Genomic DNA, 21,572 nt, shown 5'->3' with positions numbered 1-21,572 from the left:
AAAAAAATAATTGATAAGCTGCTTTGTATGAGAATACAAAGCAGCTTTTTTATACATTCTATTTTGTTATAGTTGAAGGAAAAATAAAAATGTTGTAATATTATTCTATGTTTAGAAAATTCTGTTTTTGCGTTTTTTTATGTTTAGTTTCTATAAGTGTTTTCGCTGTTGAGAACAAACTTGAGCCTATTACACATATCTCTGTTCCTGATGGATTATCTGATAACAGCGTAACTTGTATGCTTGAAGATTCTAGCGGCTATATGTGGTTTGGTACTTTTAATGGACTTAATAGGTATGATGGTTACGAAATAAAAAAGTATAGAAATGCTACAGATAAAAAAATATTGGTCAGCAACAGGGTGCGATCTCTTTGTGAGGATTCTAAAGGTAGGATTTGGATCGGAACAGATAATGGAATTACGATCTATGATCCAAAATTGGAGAAATTTACAGCGTTATATTCTAATCAATTAAAGAATAAATTAGATAAAGGACCAGGTGTTTTAAAGGTCATTGAAGATAAAAAAAACAATAAAATCTATGCCATGACTTGGCAAGAGGGAATTCTTGTTTTTAATTCCGAGATGAGGTTTTTGGATAAATATATTATCCCAAAAAAAATGGAATTGGGAACGGTTCTGTTGTCAGATATGACCCTGTTGGATGATGAAAATTTATTGCTTACTTCAAATGTTGGATTGTTGCATTTTAATGCCAATAAGAATCAATATAAAATAATTGATAATCCTGTTTTTAAGGATGCGAGATCTGTTCAAGTGTTTGATAATGATAAGTTAATTTTCACCTTAGAGAATGGCGTAGCGGTATATTCTTATCATGTTTTAGACGATAGACTTTATTATTCTAGCCTGTTTTCGGGGTTTAAAAAGACGCGTTTTAATACAGCAAATGTGGATAAAGATGGTAATCTTTGGTTAGGGCATGTAGCAAACGGACTATATTTAGTGGATAATATTTTTAAACTGATTCACGGGAAAGGGACGGATACCGCAAGGTTTATAATTCCGTCGGAACATTGTCATATTACTTCCGTGTTAATCACAGAAAATAAAGGAACTTGGGTAGGGAGTTTTGATAGAGGGATTTTTAAATTTAAAACGGAAAAATCTCCTTTTAAACAAATGTCCATGGAAGGGGTAACTAGTGATGATGTAAATGCTTATCGAGTTATGAATATTACCGAGCTTGATGATGATCAGGCTTATGTAATTGCTAGAAATGGTAGAGTAGATTTAATAAATACTAGAACAGGAAAAAATAGTCCCTTTATTCAAAAGTTTAGAAAAATTAACAACAACAATGTTATTAAGATTTTTATAGATTCTAAAAAGAATACTTGGGTTTGGTATAGTGATAAGTCACTTTTTGTAATCGATGCAGACACGGATAAGGTTACTAAAATTGAAGAAAAAAAATTAGAAAATCTTATTTCATTTAAGTCCATAGAAGAGGATCAGTTTGGTGATATTTGGATTCATAGTGTCAATGCTGTTTTTAGATTGAAGTTTGATGAAAAGGGCGATTATAAAGGCTTTGAGGAACTTACGGAGAATTCCTTTTTTATCAAAGATAAACTCTATTATGTAAGGGACTTTTATGTAGATCCGATTTACAATTATTTATGGTTAGGAACTATTCATGATGGTTTGTATAGAGTAGAATTAGAAAAAAATAAGCCCTTAAAAGATTTAGTTATAACGCAATCTTTGTCCGATGTTTCCCTAGAAAATTCAATTCCTAGTAATTATGTAAGTGCCATTCAAAGAGGACCAGATAATATTCTTTGGATTGGTACCGTGGGTGGTGGAATTGCAAAAGTTTTAGAAAATGACAAAAAGTTGAAATTTCTTTCTTACACAGAAAAGGAGGGACTTTCTAATAACAATGTACAAGATATTTTTATTGATAAGAAAAACACTCTTTGGGTAGCTACGAACTATGGCTTGAATAAATTTGATCCAAAAAATGTAAATTTTGCCAAATTTTATAAAGAGGATGGATTACCCTTTGAAGAATTTCGAGACGTGAATGCTTTGTTTGCTAACGGTACTCTGTTACTATCTGGTTATAGAGATTATTTTTATTTTAAAAGTGAAGATTTAGAACTCTTTAAACCGCTCCCTCAATTAAGTTTTGGAAATTTAAAAATATTAAATAAGAAAATAAATCCAGAGGATGTTCTAGAGGATAGGATTGTATTAGAGTCTAGTATAGATGATATTGAGGAGTTGGTTTTAAAATACGATGAGAATATTTTTTCCATTGATTTAATTTCCTTGCATTTTTCGAATCCTAAAAAATATTACTTAAAATATCAATTACTTCCTAGTAATTCTGAATGGATTCAAGTACCGAGTGCTCAAAAAACAATCAATTATAGTAGTTTGCCTTCGGGTGAGTATAAATTAAAGGTGATGGCCTCTAATTCTCTAAATGAATGGACAAAACCGAAAGAATTGAAAATTACAATCCTTCAGCCTTGGTGGAATACAACCTTTGCCCGCATGGTATATATACTATTGATTGTGCTCGTCCTATATGGGATTGTAAATTATAGGCTCAGGTATATTCATTTAGAACATGATTTAGAAATTCAACAGTTTGAAAAGGATAAGGTAAATGAAATAAGTGCGGCTAAATTGAGGTATTTTTCTGATATCTCACATGAAATTAAAACGCCCTTAACTTTGATATCTGGACCTGTTTCTATATTGGCAGAAAAATTTAGCAAACAGACAGATATTTATGGTCATTTGGAAATGATTCAACGTCAAACTAAAAAAATTATTCAACTAGTAAATCAAGTGCACGATTTTCAGAAATCCGATGCCAATGCTTTAAAATTGAATAAATCCCATTTTTATGTACATGAATTGATGGAGGAGATTCAAAAGGATTATAGAATACATGTCATAAATCACAATAAAAAACTAGAAATAATTGCACCAGAAAAGCCAGTGTATGTTTTTGCTGATTATGACAAGCTAGAAAAAACCTTAAATAATTTATTAAGTAACTCTTTTAAATTTACAGAATCAGGTGATATTGTAACCATTCGTTATAAAAATGAAGGGAATATTTTGTCAGTTTCCGTTCAGGATTCGGGTAAAGGTATAGATGCAGAAGATTTACCATTTATTTTTGATCGTTTCTATCATTCCAATAAACAGAATAGTTTTGGAGTGGGAGGTTCAGGTATCGGATTGGCTTTCTCAAAACGTTTGGTAGAAATGCATTATGGAACCATTGCTGCAAAAAGTGAATTGACAGTAGGAACCGAGATTTCAATTTCAATGCCTATAGTAATTGAAGGTTTTGAGGAAGGGCAAATAGAAAAAGAAAAAGAACTATTATCTCTTGAGGAAAAGTATACACAAGAGAAATTTGTACCTACTCAAGATGAAATTGAAAATGTATCAGTAGCCTCAGAGTTAAGAGGAGCGAATTTGTTTTTAGCGGAAGACAACGATGATATGCGATTATTTATATCTAATGCACTAGGAGCTTATTTTAATATAACTTCTTTTAGCAATGGTAAAGCTTGTTTGGATGCATTGGATAATGAATGGCCCGACTTGATTATCAGTGATGTTTTGATGCCAGAAATGAATGGGTTTGAATTGTGTAGAAGTGTAAAAGCTGATATCAATACAAGTCATATTCCGATTGTATTATTAACGGCTTGTGCAGAAGTCGACGAGCAAGTTAAGGGATTGATGGAAGGGGCGGATAGCTATATAACCAAACCTTTTGATATGAAATTACTTATTTCAAAGATCGAATCAATTTTACAGAGTAGAAAGTTGTTAAGAGAAAGGTTCGAAGTTAATTTGCCTCTTACTCGAAAAAAAGATGAAATTGTAAGTACAGATGTTACTTTTTTAGAAAAGTTATATGCACTTATGGAAGAGAATCTTGATAATCAGGAAGTGGATATCAATTCCTTTGCTAAAGAATTGTTCTTAAGCAGAACGCATTTTTTTCAGAAAGTAAAAGCACTTACCGATCAAACACCTTATAGCTTGTTAAAAACCTATCGTTTGAAAAAGGCAGCCAGTATGTTAGTTCAGAAAAATATGTCTGTCAATGAGGTGTTTTTGTCTACAGGATTCAAAAATAGACCGCACTTTAATAAGGCTTTTAAAGAATACTTTAAGGTCTCTCCTTCCAATTATGTGTCAGAAAACGGGGTAAAATAGAGCTGTTTTTGTTAACAGAACATTATACCTCAGTACGGGAGTCTTTTCTTTTTTTGTCCAAATTTACCCTATGAAAGCAACATTTTACCTCGTTATAACGAGTTTTTACGTCTTATATCTGAGTGTTATTTCAATATAAGGTACTTTGAGATTGAAAAAAAAACCACATTAAACTTCTTCTGTATCCCAGGGTTTATATAGGGTTTTGATTGCTTTTGAACTAACAGTTAATGTAATTGTACTGATGTATAAGATATAATTTGGGTTCGTTGCTAAGTTTGTATATGTCTCTTGTGTGAAATTCTTTACATAAAGATAAAAAGAAACCAATTTTAACTTTCACTAAAACCTCTACAATTATGAAATTAGTTCTAAAAAATACAGATACGTTAGTAAATGATAGATTGGGTGTGACAAGAAAAGATGTTCCTTGTTTAGATGCCGCTTGGCATTATCATTCGCAATATGAGTTATTGTATATCACAAAAAGTACAGGTATTCGTTTTGTTGGAGATAGTGTGGAGCGTTTTGAAGCTGGTGATTTAGTATTAGTAGGTCCTTACTTACCTCATTTATGGAGAAATGATCCTTCATATTATACAGAAGGGGATTACAATAGCGTCAATACCATCGTAATTAAATTTAACAGTAATTTTTTGGGAGAAGGAGCTTTTGATAACCCTGAGTTTTCTGAAATAAAAAATTTATTAGCACAGTCTAAATATGGGGTTTCATTTAGCAAAAAAGTTAGTAAATCAATGCATAAAGACTTGATGTCAATGTATGATGCTACACGACCTGAGAAGTCTATTAAATTATTAGATATTCTGTATAAACTGTCTTTAACTAAACATAAAACAGTATTGTCTTCATCTGATATGCGACAATACACAACAAATAATTCAGATCGTATTGACACCGTTTTAAAATTTATTTCTGATAACTATTCTAGTTATATCACGTTAAATGATGTCGCGGATGTTGCCTGTATGACAACGAATTCTTTTTGTCGATTTTTTAAGAAAATGACAAACAAATCATTTACGAGATTTTTAAATGAAGTCCGAATTAGAAATGCGTCAAGGTTATTAGTTCAAGAAGATTTCCCTGTAAATGAGGTGTGTTATTTGGTGGGATATAAATCTGTAACCAATTTTAACAAGCAATTCAAACATGTTATGGGGTATACTCCAAAAGCATATAGAAGAGCTATCTAGTTTTTCTTATCGAACAAGTGGTATTTGTAAACTTCAAGTTGAAAGTGCGCGAATGATACATGGTGTATGTGTTTGATTTGTACAGTTCATTTTATATCAAAACATATATTTTTTTAACGAGGGTAAAATTATGCTTGTACGGGGTAAATTTTATAAATCATTTATTGTATTGTTCCGTTTAATTTGTGTTAGATAAATATGTGATTAACAAGGGTAACCGGTGATGTGGTTGCAAGAATCAAAAAATAAAATTCTAAAAAATGATTTTGAAAAACAAAACTCAAAAAATATCATTGCTAAAAGGAGCTGTTTTGTCTGCTGTAGCTATGGTATGCATGTCTTCTGCAAACGCCCAAAGCAAAGGGATTATTGATAATTCTAAAAGTGAGCATGTAAAGTTGAAAAGTATCAATATGGGTGACTGTCATTGGACGGAGGGATTTTGGGCTGAAAAGTTTAAAATTGCAGAGAAAACAATGATACCTTACATGCGTTCCGTTTTAACTGGAGATGTGGGCCATGCTTTAAATAATTTTAAGATTGCCGCTGGTTTACAAGAGGGGGAACATAAAGGAATGCGTTGGCATGATGGGGATTTTTATAAGTTTATGGAGTCTGAATGCTATCTATATTCTCAAAATGGTGATAAGAACCTATTAACTGAATTAGATGGTTATATTGAGATCATCAGAAAAGCACAAGCGAAAGACGGGTATTTGCAAACTCAGATTCAGTTAAATGATGATGTTGATCGTTACGAAAACAGAAAATATCATGAGATGTATAATTCTGGTCATTTAATGACGTCAGCTTGTATTCATTACAGAACTACAGGGCAAAGAAATTTCTTAGATATTGCTATTAAACATGCAGATTTACTACATACGCAGTTTTTACCAGATAATAAATTGTTAGGGCGTTTTGGTTTCAATCAAACTCAAATTATGGGACTGGTTGAAATGTATAGAACTACAAAAGACAAGAAATATTTAGAGTTAGCTGAGAAGTTTATCAACAACAGAGGTAAATACAAGGTTACTGAGGTTTCTACAACCATTGGATACCCAATTGGAGATATGGTACAAGAGCGTACTCCATTGAGAAAATCTAGTGAGGCGGTAGGTCACGCTGTATTGGCTTTATACTATTACGCAGGAGCGGCTGATGTATATGCTGAAACAGGAGAGCAGGCATTAGTAGATGCTTTAGATAGATTGTGGAACAATGTAACAGGTGAAAAAATGTATGTAACCGGTGCAGTTGGACAAACACATTATGGAGCTTCTACAAATAGAGATAAAATTGAAGAAGGATTTATTGATGGATATATGATGCCAAACATGACGGCCTATAACGAAACTTGTGCAAATGTTTGTAACTCTATGTTTAGTTATAGAATGTTAGGATTGCATGGAGAATCTAAGTATGCAGATATCATGGAGTTGGTATTGTACAATAGTGCTTTGTCTGGAATTAATTTAGAAGGTGATAAGTACTATTATGCAAATCCGTTGAGAGTAATCGAAGGTTCAAGAGATTACAAAAAAATGAATACGGAATACCCAACACGTCAACCTTATTTAGATTGTTTTTGTTGTCCTCCAAACTTAGTTAGAACTGTAGCTAAAGTTTCAGGATGGGCATATAGTTTAGCGCCAAATGGAGTTGCTGTAAACTTGTATGGAGGAAATACTTTGAATACTAAGTTGTTAGATGGTTCTAAAATTTCCTTAAAACAAGAAACAATGTATCCGTGGGAAGGTGCAGTAAAGTTAACGGTACAGAAAGCTAAAAGAAGTGCATTTGATGTAATGTTAAGAATTCCAAACTGGGCAGAAGGTACTAAGATTACTGTGAATGGAAAGGAAAGCGGTACAAAAGTAGTGGCAGGTGAGTTTGCTACAATCAATCGTAAGTGGAAAAAAGGAGATGTAGTTTCTATCGAATTTCCAATGGATATTACTTTTGTTGAAGGGCATTCTAGAATTGAAGAAGTACGTAATCAAGTTGCAATCAAAAGAGGTCCAGTTGTGTATTGTTTAGAATCTGCTGATTTACCTAAGGATGCGCATATTGTTGATGCATATATCAAAGGTGATACGGATGCTTTAACTGCTGAATACAAAGAAGATTTGTTAGGTGGAGTTACGGCTATTACAGGTGATATCTTGATTAGAAAAGGGAAGTCTGATAAGAATATGTATAACAAAGTTTCGAAACCAACTTTGGAGTCATATAAAACGATGTTTGTTCCTTATTATTCTTGGTCTAATAGAAATAAGGGAGTAGAAAGTGAAATGAGTGTATTCTTACCAGTGGTTTGGTAATGTAAATTAAAAAAAGAATTCAAATCGCTATGAGCATTATGTTGATAGCGATTTTTTTATTAATAAAGGAGAGGGTAATAAACCAAGAGTGTTTTGGTAATATCGACCTAATTTTAGTTAAATTAAAGCCTGAGAATTAGGACTTGTTTAATTTACTTTGTGTAATCCAGATAATTATAAATTATGATGTTAAATAGTTTTAAAAAGTGGTCTGTGTTGAGTATTGTTTTTATTGCAATTGCGTTGCAATCAATCAAAGCTCAAAAAGTGTATCCATTTTCCGATCCTGAAAATAAAGGAGGATGGAAATTAAATAAAGAGGCGAGTGATGAGTTTGAATCTCGTAGCTTGAATGAGAAAAGATGGTATGTTGTTGGGAAGTTTAAAAATGGAAAACCAGTTTATAAACACCCAGATAAACCCAATAAGAAGGTCTGGAAAGGAAGAGCTCCTTCGCAATTTTCTGGAGAAAATTATCGTTTAGAAGATGGGAAATTGATTTTGGAAACTAGGTGGGAACCAGACTTTCCTTTTAGTGACGAATTAAGTAAACCATGGGGGAAAAATAATACCAGAAGTAAGTTTGAAAATATTACTACTGCATGTTTGATAGGACGAAAGTTCTTTAAATATGGTTATATGGAAATTAAAAGTAAAGCGGCAGATGCAGAAATTACAAGTGCCTTTTGGGGTATAGGTAGCGGAACGGAATTAGATATTTTTGAACAATTCGGAAGTGGTAGAAACAAAAATAAACAACATTTAGATACAGAAATGTGGTGGTCCATTCATGATTGGAGTAGAGAAGGAAAAGGGAAGAGCGTTTATACCGAACATTTGGATTATGGATTTAGAGTTGCCGACGATTTTCATGTATACGGAATTGAATGGAATGAGAATGGAGTGAAGCTTTATGTAGATGGTAAATACAAAACAGGGGCAACTCGTGAACAAGTAGATGCTTATGCAGCAAAGAAAGGTTATCCAAATGGATGGGTCCTTGATGGTGAAATTAGCATATGGTTAGATCAAGAGACTTTTCCTTGGCATGGCGTTCCTGATTCTTTAGAAGATTTAGAGTTAAATAGTCCAGAAGGAAAAAAAGAGGATGGTGTTGTTGATTATGAGATAGAATATGTTCGTATTTGGCAAAAGAAATAAACATAGTTAAAGCCTTGAGAGAATTATCTTTTAAGGCTTTTTGCTGTCTAAAATTAAGGAATAACAGATAATGGGGAACGATAGTATCCTAGAAGACAAAAAATAATCCTTTAGAGACAAAACTTCCTTTAGTAATTTATTAATTAGAGTCGTAAATAGTAATAGTGTTTTAAAAAGAATAGAATGAAAAGTTATTTTAAAATTGTAGTATGTTTTGGATTGGCAGTAATGTCAAATTTGTCATTTGCACAAAGTAAAGGGATCATATCCAATAAAGATAGTAAATATGTAAAGCTGAAAAGTGTGAATATTGGCGACTGTCAATGGACCACTGGTTTCTGGGCAGATAAATTCAAAGTTGCCGAGGAAGTTATGGTGCCGCATATGGGAACTCTATTAACAGGTGATGTAGGACATGCTTTAAATAATTTTAAAATAGCTGCCGGATTAAAAGAAGGAAAACACAAGGGGATGAAATGGCATGATGGTGATTTCTATAAATGGATGGAGGCATCTTTATATATTTATGCGCAGAATAAAGATAAAAGAATTGTTGAGGAGCTTGATCAGTATATTGCAATTATAGCCAAAGCCCAAGCACCTGATGGCTATATTCATACCAAAGTTTCTACAGACGATTCAATGGAGCGTTTTGGAAATAGACAACACCATGAAATGTATAATTTCGGACATTTATATACAAGTGCTTGTATTCATAATAGAATTACTGGGCAAACAAACTTTTTAGATTTGGCCATAAAAAATGCTGATTTCCTGTATCAAAAATTTATGCCAGAACCTAAAGGGGATTTAAAACGTTTTGGATTTAATCAGACCCAAATTATGGGATTGGTAGAGTTGTATAGAACAACTAAAGATAAAAGATATTTAGACCTAGCGGAGTTGTTTATTAATTTAAGAGGACAGTCTAAGGTACAGCCAACTGCGGTTTCTGGATATAAATTTATTGGAGATATGGTGCAAGAACGAACACCACTTCGAAAAGCCACTTCTGCAGAAGGACATGCTGTATTGGCGCTTTATTTCTATGCGGGTGCCGCTGATGTAGCTGCAGAAACAGGTGAACAGGCATTAATTGATGCTTTGGATAGGCTTTGGGAAAGCGTAACGGATAAAAAAATGTATGTAACAGGCGCTGTGGGGCAAACGCATCACGGTGTTTCTAAGCATGTCGATATGGTTCATGAGGGGTTTATCAATGATTATATGATGCCTAATTTAACGGCCTACAACGAGACTTGTGCAAATGTTTGTAATTCAATGTTTAGTTATAGAATGCTTGGACTTCATGGGGAATCAAAATATGCAGATATCATGGAATTGGTGCTTTTTAACAGTGCCTTATCAGGAATAAGTGTAGAAGGGAAAGATTATTTTTATGCAAATCCACTGCGTGTAAGTCATAAAGGGTTTGATCCTGGTAATGATACTGAATTTGATGTTAGACAACCTTATATACCTTGTTTTTGTTGTCCACCAAACTTAGTGAGAACAATCGCAAAACTTTCAGGATGGGCTTATAGTTTGTCAGATAATGGTGTTGCAGTAAATCTTTATGGAGGAAATAAATTAAAAACTAAATTATTGGATGGCTCTAGAATAGAGCTGAAACAAGATACTGAGTATCCATGGAAAGGAGACGTGACCATTACTGTTGAAAGATGTAAAAGAGCTGCTTTTGATATGTTATTGAGAATTCCAGAATGGGCAAAAGGTTCTAAAGTACTCGTAAATGGAAAGTCTGTTGCTACTAGTGTTATTCCTGGTAACTTCGCCACAATTCATAGAAAATGGAGAAAGGGAGATGTAATAAGTTTACAAATGCCAATGGAAATAAAATTGTTAGAAGGGAACCCTTTGATTGAGGAGGTTAGAAATCAAGCAGCGGTAAAAAGAGGACCGGTAGTATATTGTGTTGAAACTCCAGACTTGCCGAAAAAGACGGATATATTAGATGTTTATTTACCAGTTAACTCTAATTTAAAAGCAAAATATGATCCAAACTTTTTAGGAGGAATTTCTACAATATCAGGTGAATTAAAGCTTAGAAAAGATAATGAACCTGGAATGTATAGAGAGATAGCAAAACCAACATGGGAAGCAACAAATGTACAACTAGTTCCCTATTTTGCTTGGGCAAATAGAGGTGCGAGTGAGATGTCAGTTTGGTTACCTATTTTGTGGGAATAATATTATTGAATTTCAGGAAAAAGACGTTGTATAAGTGCAACGTCTTTTTTTTTGTGATAAAATAGGAGAGGTATATGGGTAAATAGTGGAAATATTTAGAAGAATAATCACCTATATTTAAACTTTAATGTAAACAAGAAAAAATGAAATTATTTAAATCAATTCACCTTGTTGTTGCAGTAGTGGCTGCGTTGTCAGCCTGCAATTCTAATGCAACCGAAAACTCAAAAAAGGAGACACCTCCAAATATTCTGGTAATTCTATGTGATGACTTAGGTTATGCAGATGTTGGGTTTAATGGATCAACAGATATAATAACTCCCGAACTAGATAAACTTGCGGGAAATGGAACTATTTTTACGTCGGCTTATGTAGCGCATTCGTTTTGTGGACCAAGTAGAGCAGCTTTGATGACAGGTAGGTATCCGCATCAGATTGGGGCTCCATTTAATTTACACTCCAATTCGAGTGAGAATGATAAAGATAATATGGGAGTGACAACAAAAGAAGTGTTTATGCCTAAATCACTTCAAAAAGCAGGATACTACACTTCTGTTATTGGAAAATGGCATTTGGGAGCTTCTCCAAAATTTCACCCAAACAAAAGAGGGTTTGATAATTTTTATGGTTTCTTGGGCGGAGGTCATAACTATTTTCCTTCTAAGTATAGAAAAGTTTATGAAAATCAAAAGAAGCAGGGAGTAAAGGTAATTCGAGATTATGTATTGCCATTAGAACATAATGGAAAAGAAGTAAAGGAAACAGAATATATTACTGATGCCTTATCAAGAGAAGCCGTAAACACGATCCTAAATGCTAAGAATAAAAAACAACCTTTTTTTACCTATTTGGCATACAATGCACCGCATGTTCCATTGGAGGCAAAAGCAGAAGATATGGAAGTTTTTTCTTCTATTAAAGATAAAGATAGAAGAACCTATGCCGGAATGGTATATGCAGTTGATAGAGGGGTAGGTAAAATCGTGGCAGCGTTAAAAGAAACAAATCAATTAGAGAATACTATTATAGTTTTTCTTAGCGATAATGGTGGTAATTTTGATCATGGAGCCAACAATGCACCACTTAAAGGAACGAAAGGTGATACTTGGGAAGGTGGTTTTAGAGTTCCAATGTTTGTGCATTGGCCAGCTAAAATAAAAGGAGGAGAAGTGTATGATTATCCTGTTTCGGCATTGGATTTATATCCAAGTTTTTTAAATGCAGCTAATGTAAAATTTCCAAAAAATAAAATCTTAGCAGGTAAAGATATTTTACCTTCTGTGATAGCGGGCAAAGATGCTAGGCCAGATGAGATGATTTATGCGCTAAGGTATAGACATGGTTATTCTGATGTAGCAGGTAGAAAAGGGAGTTTAAAAGTTACTAGAATGGGTAATGAACCTTGGTTGATGTTTGATGTGGATAAAGATAAAGGTGAAAAGAAAAACTTGGGAAATAGGTATCCTGAACAAATGAGGGAAATGATTGCAGAAATAGAAGAATGGACACACTCGTTTATCAAACCAATGTGGTACTATTCTGCAAAAGATGAAGAATTATGGGAAGACGGCAGAATGCCTCAGTTTAAAGAGACATTTGAGGTAGAAATGTTGCAAAATGCAGCTTCAAAAAAATAAACAAAAGCCCAATTTTAATTGGGCTTTTTTTATATGGATGCCATGAATGTGGTTAAATTTATTTTTCTATCTAAGTCTATTTTTTTTCTCAATCTATGACGTGCAACATGCACGCTACCAAGTGAAATTCCAAGTAGATATGCCATTTCTTGTCCAGAAAAATTTAGTTTTATCAAGGCACATAATTTTAAATCTGCGGCACTTAAATTTGGAGCCTTTTTCTGTAAACGTTCATAAAACCCTTTGTTTTGCTCTATAAATCGATTGTTGAAGGAGTCCCATAGTTTATTAGATTGTTGCTCAATACTTAATAAGAGACCTTTTGATTTTCCCTCTTTGTCTATGGATTTAAGTTCTTTTTTAAGACTGTTTATGATGGATTCTTTTTCAATAAGTTGCAATACATTAGTGGTGAGTTCTTTGTTGTTAAGTGCTATTTTTTCTTCAGATTCTTGTTGTTTTCTTTTATGATTTAAAGATTTTTTTCTGAAATGCAATAGTACACCAATTAGCAAGGAACTAAACAGTAAAATTAGAATTAAAGATCTAAAAAGAATGATTTCTTGCTCCTTCTCCAAAATTTCCAATTGTTGTTGGTTTATTTTTTGCTTCGAAGTGAAAAGTTGTTCTCTGTACCTGTTTTTTATAGTCAAGAAATCTTTGTTTCTTACATTTCTTGTGTTGAGGTATCGATTGTCAATTGATCTTGAAATTTCTAAATTTTTATAGGCCAATTTATAATCTCCTTTTTTATCTAATAATTTTGCGTAAATCGTATGTAGGTAAGATTTGTAAAATGTGTTTTCTCCATATTTGTCTTTGATAGACGTAGCTTTTTGAAAGTATCTTTTTGCAGATTCAATGTCATTTATTTTATTGTATCTGGTTGCTAATGAGCCATATATAATAATTAAAAAGCTATGGTTCGGATTAGAAACTAGAACAGTATCTATGGAGTGTTTTAATACTTGTATCGATTCTTTGAATTTTCCTTGGGTTTTTAATACACTTGATTTTTTTTCTTGAAGAAATACATGAAAAAACTTATCTGTTGGTATGCTTGAAGCTAGCGTTTTACAGGTGTCAATGTATGCCAACATATTTTTTGTATCATCAATGTGCTGGTAGTATAATAATATATTAAAGTAAGATTTTAAAAATTCTGATCTTGGGGTGTGTTTTATTTTTTTGAACAAATCATTCGCTTTATGAAAATGTTCTCCACAGGCAGCATCTTGTTTAAACAAATATTGAATTTTTCCAAGTTCAGTATGTGCTCTAGCAATGTTTAGGGTGTCTTTTATGAATTCTGATAAAAATAATGCTTCTCCTGCATTGTAAAACGCGTCACTATACTGCTGCGTAATTCTATTTCTTTTACTTAAGGTTAAAATATTTTGTATTGCATAAACTGTATCTCCCTTTTGTAAACTTTTCCGATATTCAGATTTGAGTTCTTTAGGGTTTTTATCAAGTAAATATTTAGCTTCAGCATGATTCGTTAATTGTTGCGCATGTAAGGTTATTGATAAAAATAATAAAGTACATGTGAAAAATATAAATTTCAATTTATTCAATGTGTATGGTAGTTTAATGATTGAATAAAGATAGTAAAGTTAATCTGTAAAAATGCTCATAAATTAGCATGTTAAGTTTTTGTAATGGTTAAATAAGAGCTGTTTAGCTATGAGTATGTACATTTAACCATCTAGAGATATAGTTGAGTTTTTAGAGTAGTAGGACATTAATAATTAAAATATATGGCAGATGAAAAGAAGGGATTTTTTTAAAAAAGGAGCTAAAGGGGTATTAGCGGCTGGTTTGGTTCCAGTTGTAAATGCATGTGACATTACAAAAGATGTTACCTCTGAATCTTCTTTTTCAACGGAAGCTGAGTCTTCTACAAAAAAGGATATAAAACGAAGAAAAACACTTACCTATGATGTTGCCGTTTTGGGAGGGGGATTAGCTGGTATGTGTGCAGCTGTGTCTGCTGCAAGAAATGGTGCGAAAACCGTTATCATTCAGGATAGACCTGTTTTAGGAGGAAATGCCTCTAGCGAAATGAGGGTTCACGTAAATGGTGTAACTCATTTAAGACCTAATGGACTTCCAGAAAGAGAAACAGGGGTGATTGAAGAAATTCTTTTACATAACAGGTTTAGAAATCCACAAGAGGCATACCCTGTATTTGATCATGTTATGTATGATTATATCGTTCAGCAAGAAAATTTGGATCTCATGCTTAATACCCAAGCAAATGAGGCTATCATGGATGGGAATACTATTGTAGCGGCTGTTTGTTGGCAATTGACTACTGAGACTGAGTTTACTATAAATGCAAAGCAGTTTATTGATTGTTCTGGTGACGGAATGTTAGCTGCTTCTGCGGGTGCTGAATTTAGAACCGGGAGAGAGGCGGCTTCAGAGTTCAATGAAAAATATGCTCCAAAAGAAGCCGATGGCTGGCAGATGGGGGCTACCTTGTTAATGTCCTCAAAAGATATGGGGAGACCGATGCCTTATGAGGCACCGTCTTATGTGATAAAATATGATTATGAAAATGCACATCCGAAAAGGAAGATAAAAGGTTTTGAAGGTGGTATTTGGTGGGTTGAAGTTGGAAGTAAGGGAGATATAATTGCAGAGCAAGAAGAAAACCGTGAAAGGCTTATGGGACATTTACACGGTGTTTGGGATTATATTAAAAATTCAGGAAAGTTTCCAGAAGCTGATAATTATGCATTGGATTGGGTACAGTCTATACCTGGTAGAAGGGAGTCTCGTCGTTTTGTAGGTGATTTTATTTTATCTGAAAGAGATTTAACAGAGCATAGACATTTTGAAGATGCTGTGGCGTACGGAGGATGGTCATTAGATGAGCACAATTGGGGTGGTATTGAAAATATTACGCATCCACCTAGTTATTTTCATGCGCATTTTGAAAAGGTGTATGAAATACCGTACCGTAGTTTGTATTCAAAGAATATCTCGAACTTACTATTTGCTGGTAGAAATATCAGTCAAACACATATCGCATTGTCATCCTCAAGGGTCATGGGAACATGCGCGTTAATGGGACAAGCGGTAGGAACCGCGGCTAGTATATGTGTTAAGAAAAATGTATCCCCTAGAAAAGTAGCACAAGAGTATATAAATGAGTTGCAAGAACAGCTTTTAAGAGATGATGCTTTTATTCCAAATAGATATGCCAATGATAAAAAGGATTTAGCACAAAAGTCATCCGCATTATTTGGTTCAACTACAAAATCAGGTGATGCCAAGTTATTGATTAATGGGATTTCTAGAGATTTTGATGGGAAGATAAATCACTGGGAGTCGGAAAGTTTACCAGCTAACATTCAAATGGAATGGGAGATGCCGGTTTCTTTAAGCAAGGTAGAGTTGAAATGTGACACAAATCTTAAAAAAAATATCATGATGCGTAAAGATAGTCGTAATAATGAGACGTTTGCAAATCATGTACCTGTTGAATTATTGAAGAAGTTGGATATTGAGGCGAGGGTTGATGGTGAATGGAAAACAATAGGTGAAAATTCTAACAACAGGACTAGATTGATTAAATTTAATTTTGAGTCCGCTAAAGTAACGGCAATTCGTGTGAATATGCATGAAACGTATGGAGCAGATTCAGCTAAACTTTTTGAAATTAGATGTTATGCATAAAAAGAGACTTAGATTTATAGGGTTGGTTTGTTTGTTTCTTTTTCAAGTAGCACAAGCACAATTGAAACAAAAACCAAATATATTATTTATAGGTATTGACGATTTAAGACCTGAGCTGGGGTGTTATGGATCGGATATCGCTATTACTCCGAATTTAGACAAGTTGGCAAGTGAGGGGGTGCTTTTTAAAAGATCTTATTGCCAACAAGCAATTTGTGGACCATCTCGTGCAAGTTTGCTTACAGGGATAAGGCCACAGACTAGTGGTGTCTATCACAATTATATCAAATTTAGGGAAGCAAACCCAGAGGTAGTAACTTTACCTCAATTATTTTCTCAAAATGGCTATGAGACATTTTATTGTGGTAAAATATTTCATCACGGAGATAAGGATGATGCGTTATCTTGGAATCGTCAACCTGCTTTGGATTCTATGGAAATCAAGGGAATTGCTAAGCCTGCAGGGTTTAATACAATAAAAAATCAGAAAATAAAGAAGGCGTATAAAAAAGAGATGTTCGCAAAATATGGAAAAGTTGCGAAGTATGGATTGGCAAGCGGACCAGCCTATGAGTCTGCAGACGTACCGGATAACGCCTATGCGGATGGTTATAATACCGAATTAGCTATAGCTTCCATGAGGGAAGTTTTAAAAGAAGGAGAAAAGCCTTTTTTTTTAGGACTAGGTTTTCATAAACCACATTTGAATTGGACTTCTCCAAAAAAATATTGGGATTTATATGATCCTGAAAATATTCCGCTTACGGACGAAATTAAGGGACCTATTAATGGTGCTGAAATGGGGCTACATCCGTCTTTTGAATTAAGGGTACGTCATGGAATTCCAAAACAAGGTGAAATTGATGCAGAATTAGCTCGAACATTGAAACATGCTTATTTAGCCTGTGTAAGTTATGTAGATGCTCAGATAGGTAAAATGATGGAGGCATTAGAGGCGTCTGGACAAAGAGACAATACAATAGTTATTGTTTGGAGTGATCACGGATGGCATCTTGGAGATAAAGGAATTTGGGGGAAAGCAACAAATTATGAAGTTGCAACAAGAGTTCCATTGATTATTTCTTCACCAACGATCAAAAAAAAGAATATTGGGAGCCAAACAAATGCTTTAGTGGAGTTGGTAGATATGTATCCGACGCTCTGTGAATTGGCAAATATTTCAAAACCCACTCATTTAGAGGGTAAAAGTTTTGTTCCGCTATTAAATCATCCAAATAAAAAATGGAAAAAGGCGGCCTTTAGTCAATTTCCAACTCCTGCCTTACGTGAATGGGGTGCGTATCCATTACGACCAGCAATGAGAGAGACTTATTTTGGTGTTTTATTAGATGAAGTTGAAGAAAGAATAAAATTGCAACAAAAAGAAAAATGGGATAGAGATTTTTTTGAGAATGAATTAATGGGATATACAATGAGAACAGATCGCTATAGGTTGATTGTTTGGGAAGATAGTTCAAAACAAAATACGATACCTATTTATATAGAGCTTTATGACCATGAAGAGGATCCGAAAGAGTCTATTAATATTGCCGCAGAAAATCCCAAATTGGTAAAAAAACTTATGAAGCAGTATTATAAAAGTTTGATGAAATAATATTGTTTCATTTTGAGTTTTTATAAAAAGCACCTATTTTATGTAGGTGCTTTTTGTTTTTAAATACGAGATAATTCATCTAGGGTAAAATAGATTAACTAAAGGGTAAAAAAATGAGGTTTGAAAAGTTAAGCAACTGTTAATTTTACAGAGTTACTTTTTGTGTTCTAGTGAATTAAGAAGATCCTAGTGTTAAAATTCATATTTCGAATCAGATGATTATTGTAACCAACAACCTTTTAATAACTCAAAAAACCAGTGAAATCTATGAGTAAAACATGTTTTAGACTTGTAATGTATTTACCTCCTTGTGCGAAAGGTTGAGATGCTAAAAAAAATCTATAAATAAGTAAACTAATACCAATACTTAACAAAATGAAAATGAAACAAAAATTTAATATTAGAGGGAAATTGAGGCATTCGATTTTCTTCATTCTTTTGACTCTGAGTTTTACAATGTCAGCTCAAGGACAAGGAGAAAAGGTTCAAGGGGTTGTTACCGGAGCAGAGGATGGAAGTCCGATTCCAGGGGTTTCAGTTACTTTGGAACGTAATGGAAAAACCATTGGTGTGACAACTGATTTCGATGGTGAATATTCTATTGAAGCTCAACAAGGAGAGGTTTTGAAGTTTAGCTATATGGGGATGGCTGACCAAGAAGTTACAGTTAATGGGAATACGGTAAATACTGCCATGACAGCTGATGTGGATGAGTTAGAAGAGGTGATCGTTATTGGATATGGTGCCGTAAAGAAAAAGGAAGTTACCGGGGCTGTTGTAAGGGTGAAAGCGGAACAATTAGAAGAAATTAATACACCTGATTTAGGAATTGCTTTACAAGGTCAAGCAGCGGGTGTAAACGTTATTTCATCTGCAGATCCAGGAGGTCAATCGGAGATCTTGATTCGAGGTATTACCACGATCGGTGATAATACACCATTATATGTGGTAGACGGAATTGCTCAAGAAGGAGATCCTGGGATCAATCCTAGTGATATTGAAACAATCGATATCTTAAAGGATGCGTCTTCAACTGCAATTTATGGGTCTCGTGGTGCTGCCGGAGTAATATTGATTACAACAAAGCAAGGTAAGCCAGGTTCATTACGTGTTAGGTTGAATGCAAGTTATGCGGTTAATGTGTTGAATCCTTCTCAGCAATTGATGAACTCTGTAGATCAAACTTATTTCGATATTGTTTCTAGGAGAAATTCTGAAGGGGCTTTTGATGATGATGCAAATGGTTTTCTTAGAGTTCTCAGATCTCCATACAATTTGCAGAATGAAACTGATTTGAGTAAAACAATTTTTAGAGATAACACACCTACGCAAAATTACAATGCTAATATTTCTGGTGGTACAGATGATATTACATATAACGTAATGTTAGGATTGTTTAAGCAAGAAGGATTGTTGATCAATTCTGGTTTCGAGCGTTTTAATACAAGAGTAAATACATCGTACAAGAAAAATAAAATTAGTATTAATTCGAGTGTAGGTTTATCATACGAAGATAGAGATATACCTCAAGGTTGGTTGATTCAACAATCAATTCGATACAGTCCAACCCAAGATCCTGTTGAGCCAGGAGCAACAGATCCTGCATTGAATTTTGGAGGTTCGGATGCAAACAGACAAAGTTGGTTGGTAGAAACTATCAACACAACCAGAAAACAAAAAGGAGTGAGAACAAATGCTTCTGTTGCGTTGAATTATCAAATCACGGATGATTTATCAGTGCGAGGTACTGCGGCGGCAACATCTCATAATATTTATGAGAGTCAATTCAGACCATATAGACTGGTGGTCAATTTAGAAAATGGGAATGTAAGTAATCCTTCAAATAGTTTTGTGAGAAATGACGCTTCAAGAAGAACGTCTTTGTATTTAGAAGGGCTATTAACTTATAAAAAAGAATTTATAAAAGACCATAATGTAACATTTACATATGGTACTACGTATGAGAAATATATTTATGAAGGATTTTTTGCCCGTAGAGCAGGAGCAACAGATCCAGATATTGAAGTTTTGAATTCAGCAGTTTTGGCTATGGATGTCGGGAATCTTAATAATTATACTAATATTCTATTCGGGACTTTGGGTCGTATGCAATATGATTATAAAGGAAAGTATGTTTTCAGTTCTAGTTTCCGTTATGATGGAACTTCTAAATTTGAGTCAGGTAATAAATGGGCGATTTTCCCTTCTATGGCATTTGCATGGAATGTATCTGATGAAAACTTTTGGAACTCATTTAAAAATGTTGCGAATAGCTTTAAAGTTAGAGTTTCTAGCGGAACAGTGGGGAATCAAAGTGTACAAGCATATATTGGTCAAGGTGTAATTCAGCAAAATGTTGATGGTGCTTTTGCAGAGAGTAATGCTAGTGGGATTTCTGAGCAACTAGGTAGAGGTGCGGGACAAATAGCATATCCGAATGAAGATGTAAAATGGGAGACGACAAGACAATCGAATATTGGTTTTGATTTGGGAATGTTTAAAAACAAGTTTACTGTTACTGGAGAATACTATTATTCTGATAAAGAAGACATGTTATTCCCTGTTTTTATTCCTCCTTCAAATGGTGGTGGTGCGAATGCTCGTGTTATTTATAACGTTGGTAACATGACGAATCAAGGATTTGAATTGGCGATGGGCTTAAGAGGAAAGACTGGTAAAGTTAATTGGAGAATGAATGGAACATTTGCAACAAACAAAAATGAAATTACTAAAATAGATGGTCAAAGCGATTTCTTATTTACTGATGATTTTGGTTTAGTTCAAGGAGCTACCAATCAATCTCGTGTAACAGCGCACGCTGTAGGTCACGAAGCAGGTTCATTCTTCTTGTTAACTACGGACGGAATAGCTGATACAGAAGAGAAATTAGCTGAGTTTCAAAAGTTATTACCTTCTGCTAGAATGGGAGATGTAATATTTAAAGATAACAATGGAGATGGTGTAATTTCAGATTTAGATAGAGTTTATAGTGGAAGTGGATTACCTAAATACGAAATAGGTTATACTTTCAACGCAAACTGGAAAAGTTTTGATTTCTCTATGAACTGGTATGCTGCTTTAGGTCAGAAAATTATGAATGGAAGTAGAGCTACAGCTGTAGGTTACGGAAGACATAGAGATAATATATATCAATGGTCTGAGGCTAATCCAGTAACACCAATTTATGCTTGGAGAGGTGATACAACTAGGCATCTTAATAGTGTTGGTTATAGTGATTTATGGTTAGAAGATGGATCGTATTTGAGATTAAGAGCTATTTCACTTGGATATAGCTTGACTAAGAAAACAATTGAAAAACTAGGAGTTAATAGAGTGAGATTTTATGTAAGAGCACAAAACCCATTTACTTTTACTAATTATTCTGGTTACAATCCAGAAGTTGGAGGAGGGGTTTCTGCAAGAGGGTTAGATAAAGGTGTTACTCCAGTATCGGCTCAGTATTTACTTGGATTAAACTTTAACTTTTAAAACTT

10 protein-coding genes are annotated in these 21,572 nt (G+C 33.9%); 9 read left to right on the top strand and 1 reads right to left on the bottom strand.

The features are described 5' to 3' along the window. Positions 1-107: 107 nt before the first annotated feature. The 6 genes from AC2DZ0_RS08320 (at position 108) to AC2DZ0_RS08295 (ending at position 12,776) form a co-directional block, all read left to right on the top strand. Positions 108-4,223 (top strand): hybrid sensor histidine kinase/response regulator transcription factor, encoded by a 4,116-nt coding sequence (locus AC2DZ0_RS08320; protein ID WP_484641216.1) that lies wholly within the window; start codon positions 108-110, stop codon positions 4,221-4,223. A gap of 359 nt (positions 4,224-4,582) precedes the next feature. Beyond that, positions 4,583-5,440: a helix-turn-helix domain-containing protein gene (locus tag AC2DZ0_RS08315; protein ID WP_484641215.1), complete on the top strand. Its 858-nt coding sequence runs from the start codon at positions 4,583-4,585 to the stop codon at positions 5,438-5,440. A gap of 260 nt (positions 5,441-5,700) precedes the next feature. Beyond that, complete coding sequence (locus AC2DZ0_RS08310; protein WP_484641214.1) at positions 5,701-7,767, top strand: glycoside hydrolase family 127 protein; 2,067 nt, start codon at positions 5,701-5,703, stop codon at positions 7,765-7,767. A gap of 183 nt (positions 7,768-7,950) precedes the next feature. Then, positions 7,951-8,928, top strand: a complete 978-nt coding sequence (locus tag AC2DZ0_RS08305; RefSeq protein ID WP_484641213.1) for a family 16 glycosylhydrolase — start codon at positions 7,951-7,953, stop codon at positions 8,926-8,928. Positions 8,929-9,111: 183 nt separating this feature from the next. Beyond that, a complete protein-coding gene (locus tag AC2DZ0_RS08300; RefSeq protein WP_484641212.1) occupies positions 9,112-11,139 on the top strand; it encodes a glycoside hydrolase family 127 protein in 2,028 nt (675 codons plus the stop codon). A 143-nt stretch (positions 11,140-11,282) separates the two neighbouring features. Then, on the top strand, positions 11,283-12,776 hold the full coding sequence (locus tag AC2DZ0_RS08295; RefSeq protein ID WP_484641211.1) for a sulfatase-like hydrolase/transferase: 1,494 nt from the start codon (positions 11,283-11,285) through the stop codon (positions 12,774-12,776). 29 nt (positions 12,777-12,805) lie between these two features. Here the strand turns inward: AC2DZ0_RS08295 and AC2DZ0_RS08290 are convergent, their stop codons facing one another. After that, positions 12,806-14,344: a helix-turn-helix transcriptional regulator gene (locus tag AC2DZ0_RS08290; protein ID WP_484641210.1), complete on the bottom strand. Its 1,539-nt coding sequence runs from the start codon at positions 14,342-14,344 to the stop codon at positions 12,806-12,808. A 199-nt stretch (positions 14,345-14,543) separates the two neighbouring features. Here AC2DZ0_RS08290 and AC2DZ0_RS08285 point away from each other — a divergent pair, with 199 nt between their 5' ends. The 3 genes from AC2DZ0_RS08285 (at position 14,544) to AC2DZ0_RS08275 (ending at position 21,567) form a co-directional block, all read left to right on the top strand. Beyond that, on the top strand, positions 14,544-16,463 hold the full coding sequence (locus tag AC2DZ0_RS08285; RefSeq protein WP_484641209.1) for an FAD-dependent oxidoreductase: 1,920 nt from the start codon (positions 14,544-14,546) through the stop codon (positions 16,461-16,463). Further along, positions 16,456-18,078 (top strand): sulfatase, encoded by a 1,623-nt coding sequence (locus tag AC2DZ0_RS08280; RefSeq protein ID WP_484641208.1) that lies wholly within the window; start codon positions 16,456-16,458, stop codon positions 18,076-18,078. The genes AC2DZ0_RS08285 and AC2DZ0_RS08280 overlap by 8 nt, the downstream gene beginning before the upstream one ends. Positions 18,079-18,459: 381 nt before the next feature. After that, positions 18,460-21,567, top strand: coding sequence for a SusC/RagA family TonB-linked outer membrane protein (locus tag AC2DZ0_RS08275; protein ID WP_484641207.1), 3,108 nt, complete (start codon positions 18,460-18,462; stop codon positions 21,565-21,567). The last annotated feature ends 5 nt before the right edge of the window (positions 21,568-21,572 follow it).

This window comes from Flavicella sp. IMCC45668 (assembly GCF_057219105.1).
This window is presented reverse-complemented; position numbering and strand designations above follow the sequence as displayed.

What these genes read in the sequence shown, in the direction of transcription:
- AC2DZ0_RS08320 (WP_484641216.1), top strand. Translation starts at nt 108, where the DNA reads ATGTTTAGAAAATTCTGTTTTTGCGTTTTTTTATGTTTAGTTTCTATA.
- AC2DZ0_RS08315 (WP_484641215.1), top strand. Translation starts at nt 4,583, where the DNA reads ATGAAATTAGTTCTAAAAAATACAGATACGTTAGTAAATGATAGATTG.
- AC2DZ0_RS08310 (WP_484641214.1), top strand. Translation starts at nt 5,701, where the DNA reads ATGATTTTGAAAAACAAAACTCAAAAAATATCATTGCTAAAAGGAGCT.
- AC2DZ0_RS08305 (WP_484641213.1), top strand. Translation starts at nt 7,951, where the DNA reads ATGATGTTAAATAGTTTTAAAAAGTGGTCTGTGTTGAGTATTGTTTTT.
- AC2DZ0_RS08300 (WP_484641212.1), top strand. Translation starts at nt 9,112, where the DNA reads ATGAAAAGTTATTTTAAAATTGTAGTATGTTTTGGATTGGCAGTAATG.
- AC2DZ0_RS08295 (WP_484641211.1), top strand. Translation starts at nt 11,283, where the DNA reads ATGAAATTATTTAAATCAATTCACCTTGTTGTTGCAGTAGTGGCTGCG.
- AC2DZ0_RS08285 (WP_484641209.1), top strand. Translation starts at nt 14,544, where the DNA reads ATGAAAAGAAGGGATTTTTTTAAAAAAGGAGCTAAAGGGGTATTAGCG.
- AC2DZ0_RS08280 (WP_484641208.1), top strand. Translation starts at nt 16,456, where the DNA reads ATGCATAAAAAGAGACTTAGATTTATAGGGTTGGTTTGTTTGTTTCTT.
- AC2DZ0_RS08275 (WP_484641207.1), top strand. Translation starts at nt 18,460, where the DNA reads ATGAAACAAAAATTTAATATTAGAGGGAAATTGAGGCATTCGATTTTC.